This window comes from Paraburkholderia fungorum, from assembly GCF_046027215.1.
Classification (GTDB): Bacteria; Pseudomonadota; Gammaproteobacteria; order Burkholderiales; family Burkholderiaceae; genus Paraburkholderia; species Paraburkholderia fungorum_D.
Window position 1 is genome coordinate 322,653 of record NZ_JAQQEN010000003.1, and the last position, 17,592, is coordinate 340,244.

The following is a 17,592-nucleotide window of genomic DNA, read 5'->3' on the forward strand; positions in this document are numbered from 1 at the left end:
AAAAGCGCTATTGAAAGCGCGGATTTCGCAACAACGGACAGCGCCTATGGCTATTCCGCTCTTGTCGGGACCGGCGTTTGGAAATGCTCGACCAGGAATTCGATGAACGCCCGCGCGCGAATGGTCTGATTGCTTGGGCTCGGATAGTAGACATACAGATCAGCCGACGGCAGCACGAATTCTGGCAGCACCACCTTCAGCCTGCCGCTGTCCAGATACTTGGCCAGATCCCACTCCGAACGAATCGCGATCCCGTGGCCGTCCAGCGCCCATCCGAGCACGATATCGCCGTCGTTGCTCGACAGCATCCCGCGCACCTTCACGACTTCGCTCTGTTCGCCGTGCGTGAAGCGCCAGATGCCGTAGGCATCGTCGTTCTGCCGATGGATGATGCAGCGGTGATCGCTGAGATCGCGAAGGCTGGATGGCATGCCGTGCAGCTTCAGATAGCCCGGCGAAGCGCACAGCAAACGCCGGTTCGACATCACGCGACGCGCATTGAGGCGTTTGTCGGGCAGCAAGCCAAACCGGATTGCCAGATCAAAGCCGCTTTCAACCAGATCGATTGGCCTGTCAGTCACTTCAACCTGCACCGCGACGTCCGGATAGCGCCTGGCGAATTCGGAAACGATTGGCGCGATCGCCGTGCGACCAAAGCCGAGGGTGGCGTTCACGCGCAGCAGGCCGCGTGGCGCCGAGCGGCCGCTTGATACCACGTCTTCCATTTCGCGGACTTCGGCCAGAATCCGCGTCGCGTGCTGGAGGTATGTCTCGCCCTCGTTCGTCAAACTGACGCTACGCGTTGTCCGGTTGACGAGTCGCACACCGAGCCGGGTTTCCATTTGCACAAGCCGTCGGGTGGCCGCCGGCGGCGTGAGATCGAGCGCTCGGGCGGCCGCCGAGAGGCTGCCGTGCCGCGCGACCAGCACAAAAAACTCAAGATCAGAAGCGATGTCAGTTTTCACTGAGAGTAAATAAACAAGTGATTTGCAGTGAATTCTAAACGTGTATCCCGCGGATAAGCTATTACGTCCCACTTCACCGCCGCTGGACGGTCATTGATTTCTGATGCCTTCGATATTCGACCGTACCGACCACCGTTTGCGAGTAACCCGAGAATGACAAACAAGATTGCCGCACAGAACCTCCGCGAAGCCGCTCTCGATTATCACGAGTTCCCGACCCCCGGGAAGATCGCCATCGCGCCGACCAAGCAGATGATCAACCAGCGCGACCTCGCGCTGGCGTACTCGCCGGGCGTCGCGTTCGCGTGCGAGGAAATCGTCGAGAATCCGCTGAACGCCGCGCGTTTCACCGCGCGCAGCAATCTCGTCGGCGTCGTCACGAACGGCACCGCGGTGCTGGGTCTGGGCAACATCGGCCCGCTCGCGTCGAAGCCGGTCATGGAGGGCAAGGCCGTCCTGTTCAAGAAGTTCGCTGGCATCGACGTGTTCGATATCGAGCTGAACGAGTCCGATCCGCACAGGCTGGTCGACGTGATCGCCGCGCTGGAGCCGACCTTCGGCGGGATCAACCTCGAAGACATCAAGGCGCCGGACTGCTTTATCGTCGAGCGCGAATGCCGTAAGCGCATGAAGATTCCGGTGTTCCACGACGACCAGCACGGCACCGCCATCGTCGTCGCGGCGGCGATTACCAACGGTTTGAAGGTGGTCGGCAAAGACATCAAGGAGGTCAGGCTGGTCTCGTCCGGCGCGGGCGCGGCGGCGCTGGCCTGTCTGGATCTGCTGGTCGACATTGGCTTGCCGCTCGAAAACATCACCGTCACCGATCTGGCCGGCGTGGTCTACAAGGGTCGTGTCGAGTTGATGGACCCGGACAAGGAACGCTTCGCACGCGAAACCGAAGCCCGCACGCTCGCCGAAGCAATTGGCGGTGCGGACATTTTCCTCGGCCTCTCGGCTGGCGGCGTGCTCAAGCAGGAAATGGTCAGGCAGATGGCGGATAAGCCGCTGATTCTGGCGCTGGCCAATCCGACGCCAGAAATTCTGCCGGAACTGGCGCTGGAAGTGCGTCCGGATGCCGTGCTCTGCACGGGCCGCACCGACTACCCGAACCAGGTGAACAACGTTCTGGTGTTCCCGTTCCTGTTCCGCGGCGCGCTGGATGCGGGCGCGACAACGGTCACGCGTGAAATGGAAATCGCCGCGGTCAACGCGATCGCCGAACTGGCCCGCCAGGAGCAGAGCGACATTGTCGCGACGGCGTATGGCATTCAGGACCTGTCGTTCGGGCCGGAATACCTGATTCCGAAGCCGTTCGATCCGCGCCTGATCGTCAAGGTCGCGCCGGCGGTGGCGAAGGCCGCGATGGATTGCGGCGTCGCCGAGCGTCCGATCGAGGACATGGAAGCGTACGAACAGCATCTGCAGCAGTTCGTGTATCACAGCGGCACGACGATGAAGCCGATCTTCCAGGTGGCGCGCAGCGTCGAGCCGGACAAGAAGCGCATCGTGTTCGCGGAGGGCGAAGAAGAGCGCGTGTTGCGCGCCATGCAGATCATCGTCGACGAAAAGCTGGCCAAGCCGATCCTGATTGGCCGTCCGGCGGTGATCGAGGAGCGTATCGCGCGCTACGGTCTGCGGCTGATCGCGGGTCAGGACTACACGGTGGTCAATACCGATCACGACGAGCGCTTCCGCGACTTCTGGCGGGAATATCACCACATGATGGCGCGCAAAGGCATCAGCCAGCAGATGGCCAAGCTCGAAATGCGACGCCGCACCACGCTGATCGGCGCGATGCTGGTGAAGCGGGGCGAGGCCGACGGCATGATCTGCGGCACAGTCTCCACCACGCATCGTCACCTGCACTTTATCGACCAGGTGATCGGCAAGAAGGAAGGCGCGAAGGTCTACGCCGCGATGAATGCACTGGTGCTGCCGAACCGGCAGATTTTCCTGGTCGACACACACGTGAACGTGGACCCGACGCCGGAACAACTGGCCGAGATCACCATCATGGCCGCTGAGGAAGTGCGTCGCTTTGGTATCGAGCCGAAGGTCGCATTGCTTTCACATTCGAACTTCGGCACGAGCAATGCGCCGACCGCGCAGAAGATGCGCGATACGCTGGCTATCCTGCAGGAGCGCGCGCCGGACCTGCAGGTGGACGGCGAAATGCACGGTGACGTGGCGCTGGACGCGAATCTGCGCCGTGAAGTGCTGCCTGAATCGACGCTGGAAGGCGATGCAAACCTGCTGGTGCTGCCGAATATCGACGCGGCCAACATTTCGTACAACCTGCTGAAAACCGCCGCGGGCAACAACATCGCGATCGGGCCGATGCTGCTGGGCGCGGCCAAGCCGGTTCATGTGCTGACGCCATCGGCGACGGTGCGCCGTATCGTCAACATGACGGCATTGCTGGTGGCGGATGTTGTGGGCAGCTGCACAAACGGCTGATTCATCGCGCGGCCTGGTCACGCAGGGATGCAGCAAAGCATTCGCGCGTTGCACCAGGCCGACAAGGACACTCTCGATCCGGCAACGCGAGCCCCATCTACTCGAACGACCCTACTGCGCCTAACGGCGCGTTGACCGCGATGCACCCTGCTGCGCGACAAACTCTGACCGGATCCAACAACCATGAATCAATCTGCAAGCAAACCCGCTGTCGGCTTTATCGGCCTCGGCATCATGGGCGCCTCGATGGCGGCGCGGCTCGCCGCAGCCGGCTATCCATTGCACGTCTATAACCGTACCCGCGCGAAGGCGGAGCCGCTCATCGCGGCGGGCGCATCCTGGCACGCCACGCCGAAGGCGCTCGCTGAAGCGTCCGACGTGGTCATCACGATCGTCGGCATGCCGGACGACGTGCGCGCGCTGTACCTCGGCGACGACGGTCTGATCGCGAACGTGCGGCGCGATGCGGTGCTGATCGACATGACGACTTCGAGCCCGCAACTGGCCGAAGAGCTGGCCGCGCACGCTGCAGCTCGCGGCGTGCACGTGCTGGACGCGCCGGTTTCGGGCGGCGATGTCGGCGCGCGTGAGGGACGGCTGTCCATCATGGTGGGCGGCGCGGCCGACGCGCTCGCGCGGGTCGAGCCGATGCTGCGTTGCCTCGGCACGAACATCGTGCTGCAAGGCGGACCGGGCGCAGGTCAACACACCAAGCTGTGCAATCAGATCGTGATCGCATCGACCATGCTGGGTGTGTGTGAAGGCCTGGCCTATGCGCACAGCGCCGGACTGGATTCGCAGACCGTATTGAGCGCGATCGGCGGCGGCGCGGCTGGCGGCTTCCAGTTGAACAATCTGGGGCCGCGTATCGCGAAAGGCGATTTCGCGCCAGGCTTCTTTATCGAGCATTTCATCAAGGACATGCGGATTGCGCATGAGGAAGCCGCTCACATGGGACGCGAGTTGCCGGGTCTGGATCTGGTACGCAGTCTTTATCAGAAGCTCGCCGAGCAAGGCTTTACTCGAAACGGCACCCAGGCGCTGTTCAAACTCTACGAGCGCTGAGGAGCGGCGATGAAGCTAGCTGATCAATGCATTCTCCCCGCGCGACCCGAGGCCGTGTGGCGCGCGCTGAACGATCCTGCGGTGCTCGAGGCGTGTCTGCCCGGGTGTAAATCGCTCGCGATGATGGATGAGCGGCATTTCGAGTCGACCGTGCAGATTCGCGTCGGTCCGGTGGCGGCGACCTTCAAAAGCAATGTGGAGCTGTCGGATTTCGATCGCCGAGGGCTTACACGATTGTCGGCACGGGCAACGCGGGCGCGGTTGGCTTTGCGAAGGTCACTGCGCGCGTGCAACTCGAAGCGGAAGCCGAGACGGCCGTGCTGGCGTACGACGCGGATGTCGAAATCGGTGGAAAGCTAATGAGCGTGGGGTCTCGCCTGATTCAGTCCGCGGCGGGCAAGAATCTCGACACCTTCTTCGGCGCGCTGAAGGCGCACATTGAAAGGGAGGCGGCGCCCGCGGACGCTATCCAGGACATCGAGCCGGCGCCGCAAACGCAGCCGGACGACGCGCCACTGACCGGCGGCGTGCAACGTCAGGTGCAGGGCGAGACGAAGCCGTCCACCATCACGCCCAATTCCAGCCGCCCGATTTCTCGTTGCCGTTCGGCCAGAAGGACAACCGCCTGATGCTGGCAGCCGCTGAGACACTGGCCGTTCCGCTGCCGCTGGCAGGTCTCGTCCACGACCGATTCCTGACGTTGCGCGCGCAAGGGCTCGGCGCCGAGCATGACTGGCCGGCGGTGGCGCTTTGCGCGTTGTCCGATGCAGGCTTGAGCAACGCGCTTCGCGGCGGCTGAGCACAATGGGGACGATGCCGCTCGCCATGAGCGGCATTCGACGTCTCGAACAGCGCGCGAACCGAGATGTCGAGCATTAGCGGATCCAGGGTGCTATCCCGGGCTCAGCTGCGGCCCATATTCGGCTCCGCCGTCGTATCACGCTGACGTCGTGGTCTCGCGGTTTCCTTGAGCAACATGACGAACGCGCTTGTGCCAAGCAGACAGAGGCCCATTACCAGCAGCCCGGCGGAAAACGAGTGGGTAAGCGAGCGCGCGAAGCCGACGAAGTAAGGCCCTCCAAATGCCCCGATCATGCCGATACCGTTGATCATGCCGCTGATTCGGGCCGTCACTTCTGGGGGCACAAGATCGGTGGCAATCGACCAGAGTACCGGCTGCGATCCGTAAAGTGTCGCGCCGGCGATCACGAGCAGCGCCATGTTCGCGACGAACGAATTGGACTCAAAGGTTTCGCCGCCAATCAGGAGGGCCAGGCCGGAAATGGCCAGCGGTATCGCGGAAAAGAGGCGCCGGTCCAGTTTGCGGTCGGACCAGTAAGTCAGGATCGGCATGAGCACGATCGCGAACGCGTAGGGAATCGATGAGAGCCAGCCGATGTCTATCGGCGAAAGCCCCGGCTGTTGATGAATCACGCTGGGCAGCCAGATCACAAAGCCGAGGAAGCCGGTATTCCAAAGCAGGATCGCGGTTGCGAAGAGCCACACCGCGGGACGCCGCAACTGCGAACCAAACGAAACCCGTATTGGCGACGCCGCTTGCGGCGCGTGCCGCCTGTTTTCCGAGTCGAGGTGTTCGAGCAGTTGCGCGCGATCGGCGGCTTTTAACCACTTCGCGTTGCGCGGCGAATCGGCCACGCCCCACAGCCACACAAATACCCACACGAGCGGGAATACGCCCTCGACGATGAACAACGTGCGCCAGTCGCCGAGCTTCAGGATGTAGCCGGCGATAGGACCGCTCGCCATCGCGGCGAACGGGTAACAGAGTTGCCAGATGCCATTTGCGCGAGCACGCTCGGACGGCGCAAACCAGTTCCTGACGAACAGCAGGAATGTCGGGAATATGCCGCCTTCGAATACGCCGATCGCGAAGCGAACCGCGACCAGCTCCTGCGCATTGTGCACAAAACCCTGCGCCATTTCGATCACTCCCCACAGCACCATCAGCATGGCGATCAGCACCTTGCCGTGGCCCTTATCGGCGATCCAGCCGCCCAGAACCTGTGAAGCGCCGTAGCCGAGAAACAGCACGCCCGACGCGAATCCGAGAATCGAGGCGGTCAGCCCGAGCTCCTTGCCCATCGACGGTATCGCAAAGCCGATGTTGGTGCGGTCCATGAACGCGATGATAAGGGTCATCATCATCACGGGCAGTAAGCGAAACCATCTTTGCTTCATCGTCTGTCTCCATGTTTCGCGTGCGTGGCGACAGGGCGGCAACGAGCCCTGCGCGACAGCACGTGTTTATCTTTGTATCGCTATAGGTTGCGAACTATCCTGGCATTGCATCGCAACGGTCCAGGCCGCCTCAGCATGCGATGCACTGCATGAAATTCTGCTCAGGCGACGCAAGAATTGAATCCCGTCTGGCGCCGCCCTGAGCATCCGGGGCCAGACCTGCCGACTCACGTGTATCGATGCGGCGCCGGTTGCCACTTCTTCCAGAAGTCGGGATCGTGGCAGATCACCATTTCACCGCCGAAGAACTCGCACAGCAGGCGCAGCCGCGCGATCGATGCAATTGCCTGTTCGGTCGTGTGCGCATTGCCGGGCGGCGAGTCGGGTTCGAGGTTGGCCGGGCAGAACACGGCGTCGCCAGTCATCAACATGAGCGAGCCCGACGGCAGACGCACCATTAGCGATTGATGTCCCGGCGTGTGGCCCGGCGTCGTGAGTACGGCCACGCCGGGCTTGATCACCTGATCGCCGCGCAACAGTTCATAGTCGATGTGGCAATCGAAGTAGGCGCGCTCGTACGGCCGCGCGGCAAAGCTGTCTGGCTGATACGCAAAGCGGTATTCCGAACCCTGTACCAGGAAGCGCGCGTGTGGGAATAACAGGTTGCCGCCCGAATGGTCCCAGTGAAAGTGGCTGTTGATGACGATCCTGACGTCCTCTGGCGTACGACCGAGGTCGGCCAGCCGGGCGCGAATGTCGTCCTCCCGGTCATAGCGCGCGATCATTTCGGAAAAGCGCTTCATCGACAGGCAGCGATCGGCGCCATCGTCGCGTTCGCAGTCATGCGGCAGAAGACCGGTATCGAACAGAATATGTTCACCGTCCGTCATCTCGATCAATGCGCCGGTCACCGGCACCTCGACCCGCGAGCCCATGCCGCGCCGCATCGTCATCGACGACTGGTCGTTGATCAGCGTGCCCAGGTTGAATAGCGCAACGCTTTTGACAAGCGTTTCGCTTGCGCGGGATAGGCTGGCTGACACAGTTATCGTCTCCTTCTATGAATCCCAGGCGCTACCGGCCACGCCAACTCATTGCGCCCGCAGAACAGCCCGATGAGCGATGGCGCAGCCAGATTCGACTGGCCGCAGACGCGCCGGGGGAATGTTTGCGACGAGTATGCTAGTCATCGCCCCTCAGAAGAAGTAGTCTTTGCTTTCTTCAAAAGATAAGATTTCTTTCGATGGACTCCCGCTATCTTCAGAGCTTTGTCTACGTGGTCGAATTCGGCTCGATCGCGGAAGCCGCCCGCCGGCTGGATCTGACGCCGGCCGCGGTGGCACAACGCGTGAAGATGCTCGAAATGGAGCTGGGCGGTCAACTCGTGCGCCGCTGCGGACGCACGGTCGGTACGACGGAGGCCGGCGAGCGTATCCTCGAACGCGCTCGCAAGGTGCTGCACGAGATCCGCGACCTGAAGTCGGATCTGGAGAATCCGTCTACGCTGGGTGGACAACTGCGCCTCGGCGGCATGGGCACGATGATGACGAGTCTGATCCCCGTCATGCTTGCCGAGCTGCTGGCGCGTCACCCTGGAATCGACTTTTATCTGGAGCCTGGCACCTCGCACGATCTGTATCGGAAGGTGGTCAGTGGCGATCTCGACGCAGCGGTCGTCGCGCGGCCGCCGTTCAATCTGCCGAAAAATTGCGACTGGCACACGTTCAGGGAAGAGCCGCTCGTACTGCTGACGCCTGCGGCGATGAAGGTGACCGATCCGCACCTCACATTGCAGACGGAACCGTTTCTCCGTTACGACCGCAATGTTGTCGGCGGGCAACTCGCCGAGAGCTACCTTCGGCAACATGGCATTACGCCGCATCAACGCTGCGAGCTCGACGGGCTTGGCGCGATTGCCGCGCTGGTGGACCGCGGTCTTGGCGTTTCACTCGTGCCCGACTGGACGACCAAACCCCTCACCGACCTATCCCTTGCCAAATGGCCGCTGCCGTATCCCTTTCAGAAGCGCGTGGTCGGGTTGATATGGGGACGTTCCTCAGTCCGTATCAGACTGGTCCAGGCCTTTCTGCAAGTGGCCTCGGAGTTCGACTGCGGCTAAAGAAGCGTTCAATTCGCGCTGTGCTCCGTTGTTGCCGCGACGAGTGCCGGCGCTGCAGCCGCTTGAGCGAGTTCATCGCTCGACCATCCGCCGCCGAGTGCATGCAGGAGTTGCACATTCGCGCTCAGCTGGCGTGTCTGGATATCGAGCACGCCGCGTTGCGCATCGAGTGCGACCGTCTGCGCCTGCACGACATCGAGGTAACCCACTACGCCCTGGCGATATTGGCGTAACGCGAGGTCGACCGAGTACTGGGCGGCGTTTGCTGCATCCCGTTGCTCACCCAGCGCAGTGCCGAGATACGACAGCAGGGCAAGGTTGTCTTCAACCTGCTGGAATGCAGACAGCACCACGCTGCGGTAACGTTCTCCCGCTTCTTCGGTGGCCGCCTTGGCGGCATCGAGCTGCGCGCGGCGGTACCCGCCGTCGAACACGTACTGCACAAGCTGCGGGCCGACCGCCCAGAACAGATTAGGCGCGCTCACCAGGCCGGCGTAGGCTGCGCTTTGCACACCACCCTGCAAGCTCAGCATGATGTCCGGGAAGTAGGCCGCCCGCGCGACGCCAATTTTTGCGTTGGCCTCGGCCACCCGGCGTTCCGCCGCGGCGACGTCGGGCCGTCGCTGCAGCAGCGTCGAGGGCAGGCCGGTCGGAATCGCCGGCAACGCGATGGCGGCGGTCTGGGGCGGCAGGCTGAATTCGGACGCGGAGGTGCCAACCAGGACCGCGATCGCATGTTCAATCAGAGCCCGTTGCGCCAGGTTCTGCGACAGTTGCGACTTCGCCGACGAAAGTTGCGTTTGCGCTCGGGAAACGTCGAGGCCCGACACGATTCCGCTGTTGTGCAACGTTTCAGTAAGTTGCAGGGCCTTCGTATACGCCACGACAGTCTCGTTCAACAGCTCGGTTTGCTGGTCGAGGCCGCGCAGGCGCAGGCAACTGTCCGCCAGTTCGACCTGCAGGCTCAGCCTGACCGAGGCCAGATCGGCCTTGGTCGCCTGCGCCTCGTCCTTGCCGGCCACCACGGAGTCGCGCACGCGGCCCCAAAGGTCCAGGTCGTAGTTGATTTCGCCGCCAAGCGTGACGGAGTTGTAGTCGTTCGGGCCGCCCGCGCGCAACGGCCGGTTGTCGGACTGGCGTTCACGCAGCGGCACGGCGCTCACACTGACCGATGGGTAAAGTCCCGACTCGACCTGCGCCACGAAAGCCTGCGCTTGCGCATAGTGAGCGTACGCCGCGCGCAAGTCGGTATTGTTGGCCAGCAGACGCGCTTCGAGATCGTCGAGCTGCGCGTCGCCATACATCTTCCACCAGCCGTTGCGGTCGATCCGGTCGGCGGGCTGTGCCGTGGTCCACGGCCCGGACGTCTTGTATTGCGCGGCGATCGGCGTTGGCGGGACCCGATATTGCGGAGCGAGCGAGCAGGCGCAGAGCGCGACGACGCTCGCGAGAAGCGCGGGAAGTCCATACTTAACCATGTGCAGCTGCCTTCTTGTCGGTCGCCGTCGCAACCTGCACGCTGTCGCCGTCAGCGAGTCCGTCGGGCGGTGTATCGATCACGCGATCGGTTGCGGCAAGCCCTGAGCCAATCTCCACTGCGTTGCCCAGGTCGCGGTTGATCTTCACCTGCTTGAACAGCACGTGACCGTTCGCACCAAGCGTGGCGACCACGACGCCGCGGCTATCGAAGACGAGCGCGCTGGCCGGTACACGGAGCGAATCGGCGGAGGCGGGCAACGAGAATTTCAGGCTGGCGAACCCACCCGGCAGCAGCTTGCCGTTTGCATTGTCAACCAGCAATTGAACCAGCGTCGTTCCCGAACTCGAATTGACCGAGTCTGCCGCCGCCACCACGCGCGCGGTGAACTGCTGGTCGGGATATTCGGGAACGCTGAGGATGGCGGTGGTGCCGTCGTGTATCGCCGGTGCGTAATTCTGCGGCACCTGGACATACACGCGTAACTGCTTGACGTCGGAGACCGCAAACAGCTCCTGTCCTACCCCGCCGCTACCGGCGTTGACCAGCGCGCCGACGTCGGTATCGCGGGCGGTCACCACGCCGTCGAATGGCGCGACGATGCGCGCGAAGGCCTTGGTGGCGACGAGGCGGTCGACGTTGGCCTTCGCGGCCGCGACGATCGCCTCCTTGGCGGTGTAGTCAGCGGTGCGTTGATCGACATCCTGCTGGGCAACGGAATCGGTGCCGCTTAGCGCTTCCCAGCGCTTCGCCGTCGTACCCGCAACCAAAGCATTCGCCTGCGCGCTCTGAAGGTCGGCGCGTGCCTGCAATAGCTGCTGGTCGAGCTCGGGTGTTTCGATTTCGGCGAGCACCTGGCCTGCTTTGACACGCGCGCCGATATCGACACTCCACGATTTCAGATAGCCGCTGACCTGCGCGAAAATCGGCGCCCGCGTAAACGCTTCGAGGCGGCCGGGCAGTTGCAGCGAGGGGCCGTTGGCGTCGCGCAAGGGCTGGATCACGTTGACGGTCGGTATGGCCTGGGCATCGGTCCAGGTCTTCAGTTTGCGGGCATCGGCGGCTCGCAGCGTGACGCCGGTAACGACGATGCCTAAGACGACTAGCAGGCCGACCACGCCCGCTACCAGAAGCGGGCGGCGCGCCGCTGTATTAGTGGGAAAAGTAGATTCAGACGACATGAGCAGGACCTCCCGAGACGGATGCCGGGGTAGCCGCGCGCCCGGGGCGCGCGTGCACGATACAAAAAATGACAGGGACGAGGAACAGCGAAGCGGTGGTGGCAAACAACAGGCCGCCGATCACGGCGCGGCCAAGCGGCGCGTTTTGTTCACCGCCTTCGCCGAGGGCGAGCGCCATCGGCATCATGCCGATGATCATGGAGAGCGCGGTCATGAGCACGGGGCGAAAACGCGTGAAGCCCGCTTCGAGGGCGGCCTTGAACGGGTCGCCGTGGACGGCGAAACGTTCGCGGCAGAAACTGACGACCAGAATCGAGTTGGCCGTCGCCACCCCCATGCACATGATTGCACCGGTCAATGCGGGTACGGAGAGCGTCGTGTGGGTCGCGAACAGCATCCAGACGATACCTGCCAACGCGGCGGGCAATGCGCTCACGATCACGAACGGGTCGGCCCACGACTGGAAATTGACCACGATCAGCAGATAGATCAGCACCACCGCACCAAGCAGGCCGAACAACATGCCGGCAAAGGCGCTGTTCATCGTCTGCACCTGTCCCAGCAAAGCGACGTTCGAGCCCTTGGGCAAGGTGCTGGCGTTGTCGTGCACGATGCGCTGGATATCGGATGCCACCGCGCCGAGGTCGCGGCCTTGGGTGGTCGCGAAGATCTCGACCATAGGCTGGATGTTGTACTGGCTGACAACCTCATTGCTGCTGGTGCGTTCGACTCTCGCCAGACCACCGAGGATCTGGGCGGTGCTGCCGCCGCTGGCCGTGATCGGGAGATTTTGCAAGGCGGCGAGCGAATCGAGGCTGTATTGCGGCGTTTGCATCACGATCGGATAAGACACACCGTTCGCGTTGTTCAGCCAGAACGTGGGCGCGACCTGGCTGGAGCCCGCGAGGCTCACCACCATGCTGTTCGTCACGTCGCGCTCGGTGATGCCGAGCAATTGAGCGCGTGTACGGTCGACATCGACATTGAAAGTCGGGTTGCCGTGCGACTGCGCGATCCGCGCGTCGACCACGCCCGGAACATCGCGAACCTGGCGCAGCAGACGGTCCGCATACGCGTAGTTGGCGTTCAGGTTATTGCCGCGAATCTGCAGGTCGATCGGCGCCGGCGAGCCGAAGTTCAGGATCTGACTGATGATGTCCGCTGGCGGGAACGAAAACGTGACGCCGGGGAATTCCCGCGGCAATCTCTCGCGCATGGTGCGAACATACTCTTCGGTTGGACGATGGCCTTCGTTCAGTGCGATCTGGATGTCACCGTCCTGCGAGCCGACCGTACCGGTGTTGTTGTACGCGGTGTTGATGCCGCTGACCGGCAGACCCATGTTGTCGACCACGGTGCCGAGATCCGCTGGCGGAACGATGTGGCGGATCGCGCTTTCGACATCCGCAAAGATCTGCGCGGTTTTTTCAACGCGAACGCCAACCGGTGCGCGCACATGCATGAGGATTTGTCCGGAATCGACCGAAGGGAAGAAGTTGCGGCCGAGGAACGGCACTAGCGCAAACGAAAGGGCGACGAAGCCGAGGAAGCCACTGACGAACGGGCGCCGGTGGGTCAGCGCGAGTTCGAGCAAGCCGCGGTAGGCGCTACGCACCTTTTCAAAGCGCGCTTCGAAGCCACGCTGGAAACGCCCGAGCGGGCCGGGGCGCTTCGTTTCATGGGCGTGCTCGTCCTGCACATGCTGTTTCAGCAGGTATTTCGCCATCGTCGGCACAAGGGTTCGCGACAGGATGAACGACGAGATCATCGCGAAGATCACCGCTTCAGCCATCGGCACGAACAGGAAGCGCGCGACGCCGTCCAGGAAGAACATCGGCACGAACACAATACAGATACACAGCAGCGAGACGAACGCCGGCGTGACGATCTGCGCGGCGCCGTCGAGAATAGCCGTCTCCACCTCCTTGCCGTGTTCGAGGTGCCAGTTGATGTTCTCAATCGTCACCGTGGCATCGTCGACCAGAATCCCTACCGCCAACGCGAGACCGCCGAGCGTCATGATGTTCAAAGTCTCGCCGAGCGCGGATAGCGTGGCGATGGAGCCGAGGATGGCGAGCGGAATCGAGGTTGCGATGATGATCGTCGAGCGCCAGCTGCCAAGGAACAGCAGGATCATCAGGCTCGTCAGGACGGCCGCGATCACACCCTCGCGCGCCACGCCGGTGATGGCCGCCCGTACGAACAGCGACTGATCGCCGATGGTTTCGATCTGCAGGTTATCGGGCCACGACGCTTTCCCTGCAGCAAGCCGCTCCTTGATGCCGGAGATGATGCCGAGCGTCGAAACCGACCCGTTCTTGAGCACGGACATCAGTACCGAACGCCGGCCGTCGACGTGCACGATATTGGTCTGCGGCGGGCTGCCGTCGCGCACATTCGCAATGTCGCGAATATAGACCGTGGTGCCATTGACCGCCTTGACGGGCAGGTCGCCCAAGGCTCTGATTTCCGACGGCGCATTGTTCAGTTGCAGCGTGTACTCGTAGTCACCGATCTTTTCGGTGCCGACCGGCGTGATCAGGTTCTGGCCGGCAAGCGCATTGGCGACATCCTGAGCGGACAGGCCGCGCGCCTGGAGCGCCTCCGGGTCGACGTCGATCTGCACCTGACGTGTCTTGCCGCCGAACGGGTAAGGAATCGCTGCGCCCGCGACCGTCGTGAGAACCGGGCGCACCGCATTCAGGCCCAGGTCGCCGAGGTTCTGTTCAGAGAGTCCCTTGCCGGACAGCGCCAACTGGATGATCGGCACGGTCGACGCGTTGTAGTTCAGGATCAGAGGAGGCGTCGTACCCGGAGGCAACTGCCGCAATTGAGTTTGCGCGACTGAGGTCACCTGCGCGTTCGCCGTGCTGATATTCACGCCCGGCTGGAAGAAGATCTTGATGATCCCGAAGCCCGCAACCGATTCCGCCTCGGTATGCTCGACGTCGTTCACGGTGGTGGTCAACGTGCGTTCGAATGGCGACGTGATGCGGCCGACCATCTGGTCCGGCGGCAGCCCCGTGTATTGCCATACGACGCTGATGACGGGAATCCTGATATCCGGAAAGATATCGGTCGGCGTCTTCATCGCGGACAAAGGACCGATGATGAGAATGAAGATCGCCAGGACTACGAATGTGTAAGGTCGCCGAAGGGCGATGCGAACTAGGCCGAGCATGAGAATTCCGGGGCTTGGGGAAAAGATCAATCAAAAAGCTTGCGCGTATCTTTCAATTGCCTGGCGTTAGCAGAGAAGATATACGCAATGAAGAGGGTTGCCTTGGACACATGCCGATGTGCTGCAACGCACCCAAAGCGCGAATGTACACAAAGATCAGCATTCCTGCTGAAGGACAAATAAGACGCCAGGCACGTATGAGTGCCGGGCGAGTTCGCTGTCACAGCGTTCACGATGAACGTCACCGTAAATACGACATTTGCGCAAAACAGTTGTGTGCGAAACAAGTGGATTAGGAAGTGACTCTTGCGCCGCCGAGTCGATCGCCGGCGCGCGGCGATATCACCGGACGCGCGAAACGCGAGACTCTCCGTCGCGCTCGAGCTGGCGCGACGTCTTCGGATTTCTTTCGCGCTGTCGTCGGCGCCATGCCTGTCGTAGCAATTAGTTTCCGTGTGGAAAGTATGAAACCGTCAAGTGCCTTCTTGTGATCGCAAGATTTGGCTGAAATAATCGTCTCGCATGCTTGCTTGATCGGCATGTCTCAGTTCTTCTGATTGCGGCGTACCGAAGGCATAAAACGGGGGACCTGGGGGAGACCGTAGCGGCGCGCGACCAGTGAGTGTCGCGCGCCCGTGGCGGCATTGATCTCCGCGCGGACATTTCGGAGCGGCGGTCGACGAATTCTTTTCTAACGTACAAATTTTAAGTGCCGCTGCCCGAGAGCGTTCGGATCCGATCATGCTCGAAGCCGTCGGGCGAGCCTGGTCATTCAGCGGATTTCAAGTTTAAGTGCAGTGGCCTGCGGGGCGTATTGCCGCCTGCGGGCGTATCAAACTTCATTCGCGCAACACCATAAGCCTACAAAAAACCGCGCAGCTCGATCAATGCTGGAGCCAGTATTCTCTGCAACTGGGGAGGAGGCGACGCATTGTTGCAAACCAATGGCGGGTTGTGCGGGACGGCCGTTGGGTATTCTTGATCCTCGCAGATACGACTATCACGGGTGGAAAGGATGACGAAGCGAATCGTTGTTGTAACGGGCGGTATGGGCGGCCTTGGAGAAGTGATCAGCACGAAACTGCACGACGCCGGTTATGCCGTCGTAGTAACGCACTCGACGATCAATACGGGTTCGGCCGACTGGCTGGCCGGGATGGAATCTCAGGGGCGCATTTTTCGTGCATATCCGGTCGATGTGGCCGACTATGATTCATGCCAGCACTGTGTAGCAAGAATTCAGGTTGAAATCGGCCCGGTCGACATTCTGGTGAACAACGCCGGGATCACCCAGGACATGACACTCAGGAAGATGGACAAGGTCAACTGGGACGCGGTGATTCGCACCAATCTGGACTCGGTGTTCAATATGACGAAGCCGTTGTGCGAAGACATGGTCGCGCGCGGCTGGGGGCGGATCATTAACATTTCGTCCGTCAATGGTTCGAAAGGCTCTATTGGCCAGACCAATTACGCGGCAGCCAAGGCCGGCATGCACGGCTTTACCAAATCACTGGCGCTGGAAGTCGCGCGCAAAGGCGTAACGGTCAACACGATTTCGCCAGGCTATCTCGCTACAAAGATGGTCACTTCGATTCCACAGGAGATTCTGGACACAAAGATCCTGCCGCAGATTCCAGCCGGTCGTCTGGGCAAGCCAGATGAAGTCGCGGCCCTTGTCAGGTATCTGTGCTCGGACGATGCAGGCTTTGTGACCGGGTCCAATATCGCTATCAACGGCGGCCAGCATATGCATTGACGCGGCGGTCCGTGACATCGCAGCGTCAGCGCCGCCAACATCCAGCGTAAAGGCTTTTGCCAGTACGCTTTCGTTGATCCCTATCGTCACGTTGCCTCGTACGACCCGTCCCCTGTCTGAAGTGCCCGATCGCCCACACGTCCGGCAACGGAACGCAAAATCGCGATGAATTCCTGCATGGGCTGCGACGGCAACTCGTACTTGCGCGTGACGATACCGTAGCTCGTCATGGTCCGCTTGATGGCAACGGGCAGGTGCCCGAGCAGACCCTTGCTTACATATTTTTCGACGGCGGCACGCGGCTGCAGCGAGATCATGTCGGTCGCCTGCAGCAGTTCCAGTGTCGAAAAGATTGAAGGCGTTTCCACCATACCCACCGGCGCGGGAATGCCCGCGCCCGCGAACGTTTCGTCGAACAGTTGTCTGATAGCCGTTGCTTGCGGATAGAGAATCCATGGCCACGCGCCGAGATCGGCCAACTCCAGCCGCCGCCGCTGCAACAACGGATGATGCTGTCCGACGACCACCCAGACCGGCTCCCCGGACAGTACTTCGAAGTCGAACAGTACTTGATGGCGCGGCTCCGTCAGACGGCCAACCATCACGTCAAGTTTCCTTTCTTCGAGCCAGATCGCCAGTTGGTCACTGCTCTGTTCGACCAGTTTGATGACCAGTTGCGGCCGCTGCTGGCGGATCTCCCTGATGCCCGTCGTCACCACCTGAGCGGCCGAAGCCGAGATAGCGCCGATCGTGAGATGACCGTAGCCGCCATCGCTCAAGGTGCCGAACTCGCTCAGGAACTTGCCTAGATCGGCGACCGCCGTGGTCGCGTAGCGCACGGACAATACGCCGAGATCGGTTGGGCGCATCTCCCGTGGTAACCGTTCAAACAACTGGGCTCCGAACATCGATTCGATGTCACTCAGGATTTTTGTCGCCGCGGGCTGCGTGATGAGCATCTGTTCGGCCGCGATGCGCAGGTTGTGCGTGCGCCCGAGGGCATCGAGCAGTTGAAGATGTCTGAAGCGCAGCCTTGCCAGGACGCTCGACGTACGCACCGCAAATTGTCTGGACATGGGGTAAACACGCAAGAACTCATAACCGGATGGAATCGATTGTACGGAATAAGCGATTGGATGTTTATCGGTTCGCTGCCTAAAGTTGCGGCTGAGGTTGCGGCTGAGGT

At 61.7% G+C, this 17,592-nt stretch carries 12 protein-coding genes and 1 pseudogene; 6 read left to right on the forward strand and 7 right to left on the reverse strand.

Features of this window, described 5'->3' with window-relative positions; all coding sequences use genetic code 11:
* Positions 1–50: 50 nt before the first annotated feature.
* A complete protein-coding gene (locus PQR27_RS37300) occupies positions 51–965 on the reverse strand; it encodes a LysR family transcriptional regulator (RefSeq protein ID WP_408528673.1) in 915 nt (304 codons plus the stop codon).
* Between the two features lie 153 nt (positions 966–1,118).
* On the opposite strand from PQR27_RS37300, the gene PQR27_RS37305 reads away from it, so the two are divergent.
* The 4 genes and pseudogenes from PQR27_RS37305 to PQR27_RS37320 all read left to right on the forward strand — a co-directional run bounded on the left by PQR27_RS37305 (position 1,119) and on the right by PQR27_RS37320 (position 5,289).
* Positions 1,119–3,425 (forward strand): NADP-dependent malic enzyme, encoded by a 2,307-nt coding sequence (locus PQR27_RS37305; RefSeq protein WP_408528674.1) that lies wholly within the window; start codon positions 1,119–1,121, stop codon positions 3,423–3,425.
* A 183-nt stretch (positions 3,426–3,608) separates the two neighbouring features.
* A complete protein-coding gene (locus PQR27_RS37310) occupies positions 3,609–4,490 on the forward strand; it encodes an NAD(P)-dependent oxidoreductase (protein WP_408528675.1) in 882 nt (293 codons plus the stop codon).
* A gap of 9 nt (positions 4,491–4,499) precedes the next feature.
* A pseudogene (locus PQR27_RS37315) lies at positions 4,500–5,119 on the forward strand (SRPBCC family protein).
* Entirely contained in the window at positions 5,119–5,289 is a 171-nt protein-coding gene (locus PQR27_RS37320; protein WP_408528676.1) for a hypothetical protein, read from the forward strand. The pseudogene PQR27_RS37315 and the gene PQR27_RS37320 overlap by 1 nt, the downstream one beginning before the upstream one ends.
* A 104-nt stretch (positions 5,290–5,393) precedes the next feature.
* Here the strand turns inward: PQR27_RS37320 and PQR27_RS37325 are convergent, their stop codons facing one another.
* Both PQR27_RS37325 and PQR27_RS37330 read right to left on the reverse strand, forming a co-directional pair.
* On the reverse strand, positions 5,394–6,689 hold the full coding sequence (locus tag PQR27_RS37325) for an MFS transporter (protein ID WP_408528677.1): 1,296 nt from the start codon (positions 6,687–6,689) through the stop codon (positions 5,394–5,396).
* A 227-nt stretch (positions 6,690–6,916) separates the two neighbouring features.
* A complete protein-coding gene (locus tag PQR27_RS37330) occupies positions 6,917–7,732 on the reverse strand; it encodes an N-acyl homoserine lactonase family protein (protein WP_408528678.1) in 816 nt (271 codons plus the stop codon).
* Positions 7,733–7,932: 200 nt separating this feature from the next.
* On the opposite strand from PQR27_RS37330, the gene PQR27_RS37335 reads away from it, so the two are divergent.
* Positions 7,933–8,808: a LysR substrate-binding domain-containing protein gene (locus PQR27_RS37335; protein WP_408528679.1), complete on the forward strand. Its 876-nt coding sequence runs from the start codon at positions 7,933–7,935 to the stop codon at positions 8,806–8,808.
* Between the two features lie 8 nt (positions 8,809–8,816).
* Here the strand turns inward: PQR27_RS37335 and PQR27_RS37340 are convergent, their stop codons facing one another.
* The 3 genes from PQR27_RS37340 to PQR27_RS37350 are packed head-to-tail and all read right to left on the reverse strand — an operon-like array spanning position 8,817 to position 14,647.
* Positions 8,817–10,286 (reverse strand): efflux transporter outer membrane subunit, encoded by a 1,470-nt coding sequence (locus PQR27_RS37340; protein ID WP_408528680.1) that lies wholly within the window; start codon positions 10,284–10,286, stop codon positions 8,817–8,819.
* The gene (locus tag PQR27_RS37345) at positions 10,279–11,466 is read right to left on the reverse strand and encodes an efflux RND transporter periplasmic adaptor subunit (protein WP_408528681.1); all 1,188 of its coding nucleotides are present in this window, start codon (positions 11,464–11,466) and stop codon (positions 10,279–10,281) included. The genes PQR27_RS37340 and PQR27_RS37345 overlap by 8 nt, the downstream gene beginning before the upstream one ends.
* On the reverse strand, positions 11,456–14,647 hold the full coding sequence (locus tag PQR27_RS37350; RefSeq protein ID WP_408528682.1) for an efflux RND transporter permease subunit: 3,192 nt from the start codon (positions 14,645–14,647) through the stop codon (positions 11,456–11,458). The genes PQR27_RS37345 and PQR27_RS37350 overlap by 11 nt, the downstream gene beginning before the upstream one ends.
* Before the next feature lie 1,015 nt (positions 14,648–15,662).
* Between PQR27_RS37350 and phbB the strand changes: the two genes are divergently transcribed.
* Positions 15,663–16,406 (forward strand): acetoacetyl-CoA reductase, encoded by a 744-nt coding sequence (gene phbB / locus PQR27_RS37355; protein WP_408528683.1) that lies wholly within the window; start codon positions 15,663–15,665, stop codon positions 16,404–16,406.
* 86 nt (positions 16,407–16,492) lie between these two features.
* On the opposite strand, the gene PQR27_RS37360 is transcribed toward phbB, so the two are convergent.
* Positions 16,493–17,482, reverse strand: a complete 990-nt coding sequence (locus tag PQR27_RS37360) for a LysR family transcriptional regulator (RefSeq protein ID WP_408528684.1) — start codon at positions 17,480–17,482, stop codon at positions 16,493–16,495.
* Between the last annotated feature and the right edge of the window lie 110 nt (positions 17,483–17,592).

Bases quoted from the DNA above. Each gene is read 5' to 3' on its own strand.
- PQR27_RS37305 (WP_408528674.1), top strand. From the start codon at position 1,119: ATGACAAACAAGATTGCCGCACAGAACCTCCGCGAAGCCGCTCTCGAT.
- PQR27_RS37310 (WP_408528675.1), top strand. From the start codon at position 3,609: ATGAATCAATCTGCAAGCAAACCCGCTGTCGGCTTTATCGGCCTCGGC.
- PQR27_RS37320 (WP_408528676.1), top strand. From the start codon at position 5,119: ATGCTGGCAGCCGCTGAGACACTGGCCGTTCCGCTGCCGCTGGCAGGT.
- PQR27_RS37325 (WP_408528677.1), bottom strand. From the start codon at position 6,689: ATGAAGCAAAGATGGTTTCGCTTACTGCCCGTGATGATGATGACCCTT.
- PQR27_RS37335 (WP_408528679.1), top strand. From the start codon at position 7,933: ATGGACTCCCGCTATCTTCAGAGCTTTGTCTACGTGGTCGAATTCGGC.
- PQR27_RS37340 (WP_408528680.1), bottom strand. From the start codon at position 10,286: ATGGTTAAGTATGGACTTCCCGCGCTTCTCGCGAGCGTCGTCGCGCTC.
- PQR27_RS37345 (WP_408528681.1), bottom strand. From the start codon at position 11,466: ATGTCGTCTGAATCTACTTTTCCCACTAATACAGCGGCGCGCCGCCCG.
- PQR27_RS37350 (WP_408528682.1), bottom strand. From the start codon at position 14,647: ATGCTCGGCCTAGTTCGCATCGCCCTTCGGCGACCTTACACATTCGTA.
- phbB (WP_408528683.1), top strand. From the start codon at position 15,663: ATGACGAAGCGAATCGTTGTTGTAACGGGCGGTATGGGCGGCCTTGGA.
- PQR27_RS37360 (WP_408528684.1), bottom strand. From the start codon at position 17,482: ATGTCCAGACAATTTGCGGTGCGTACGTCGAGCGTCCTGGCAAGGCTG.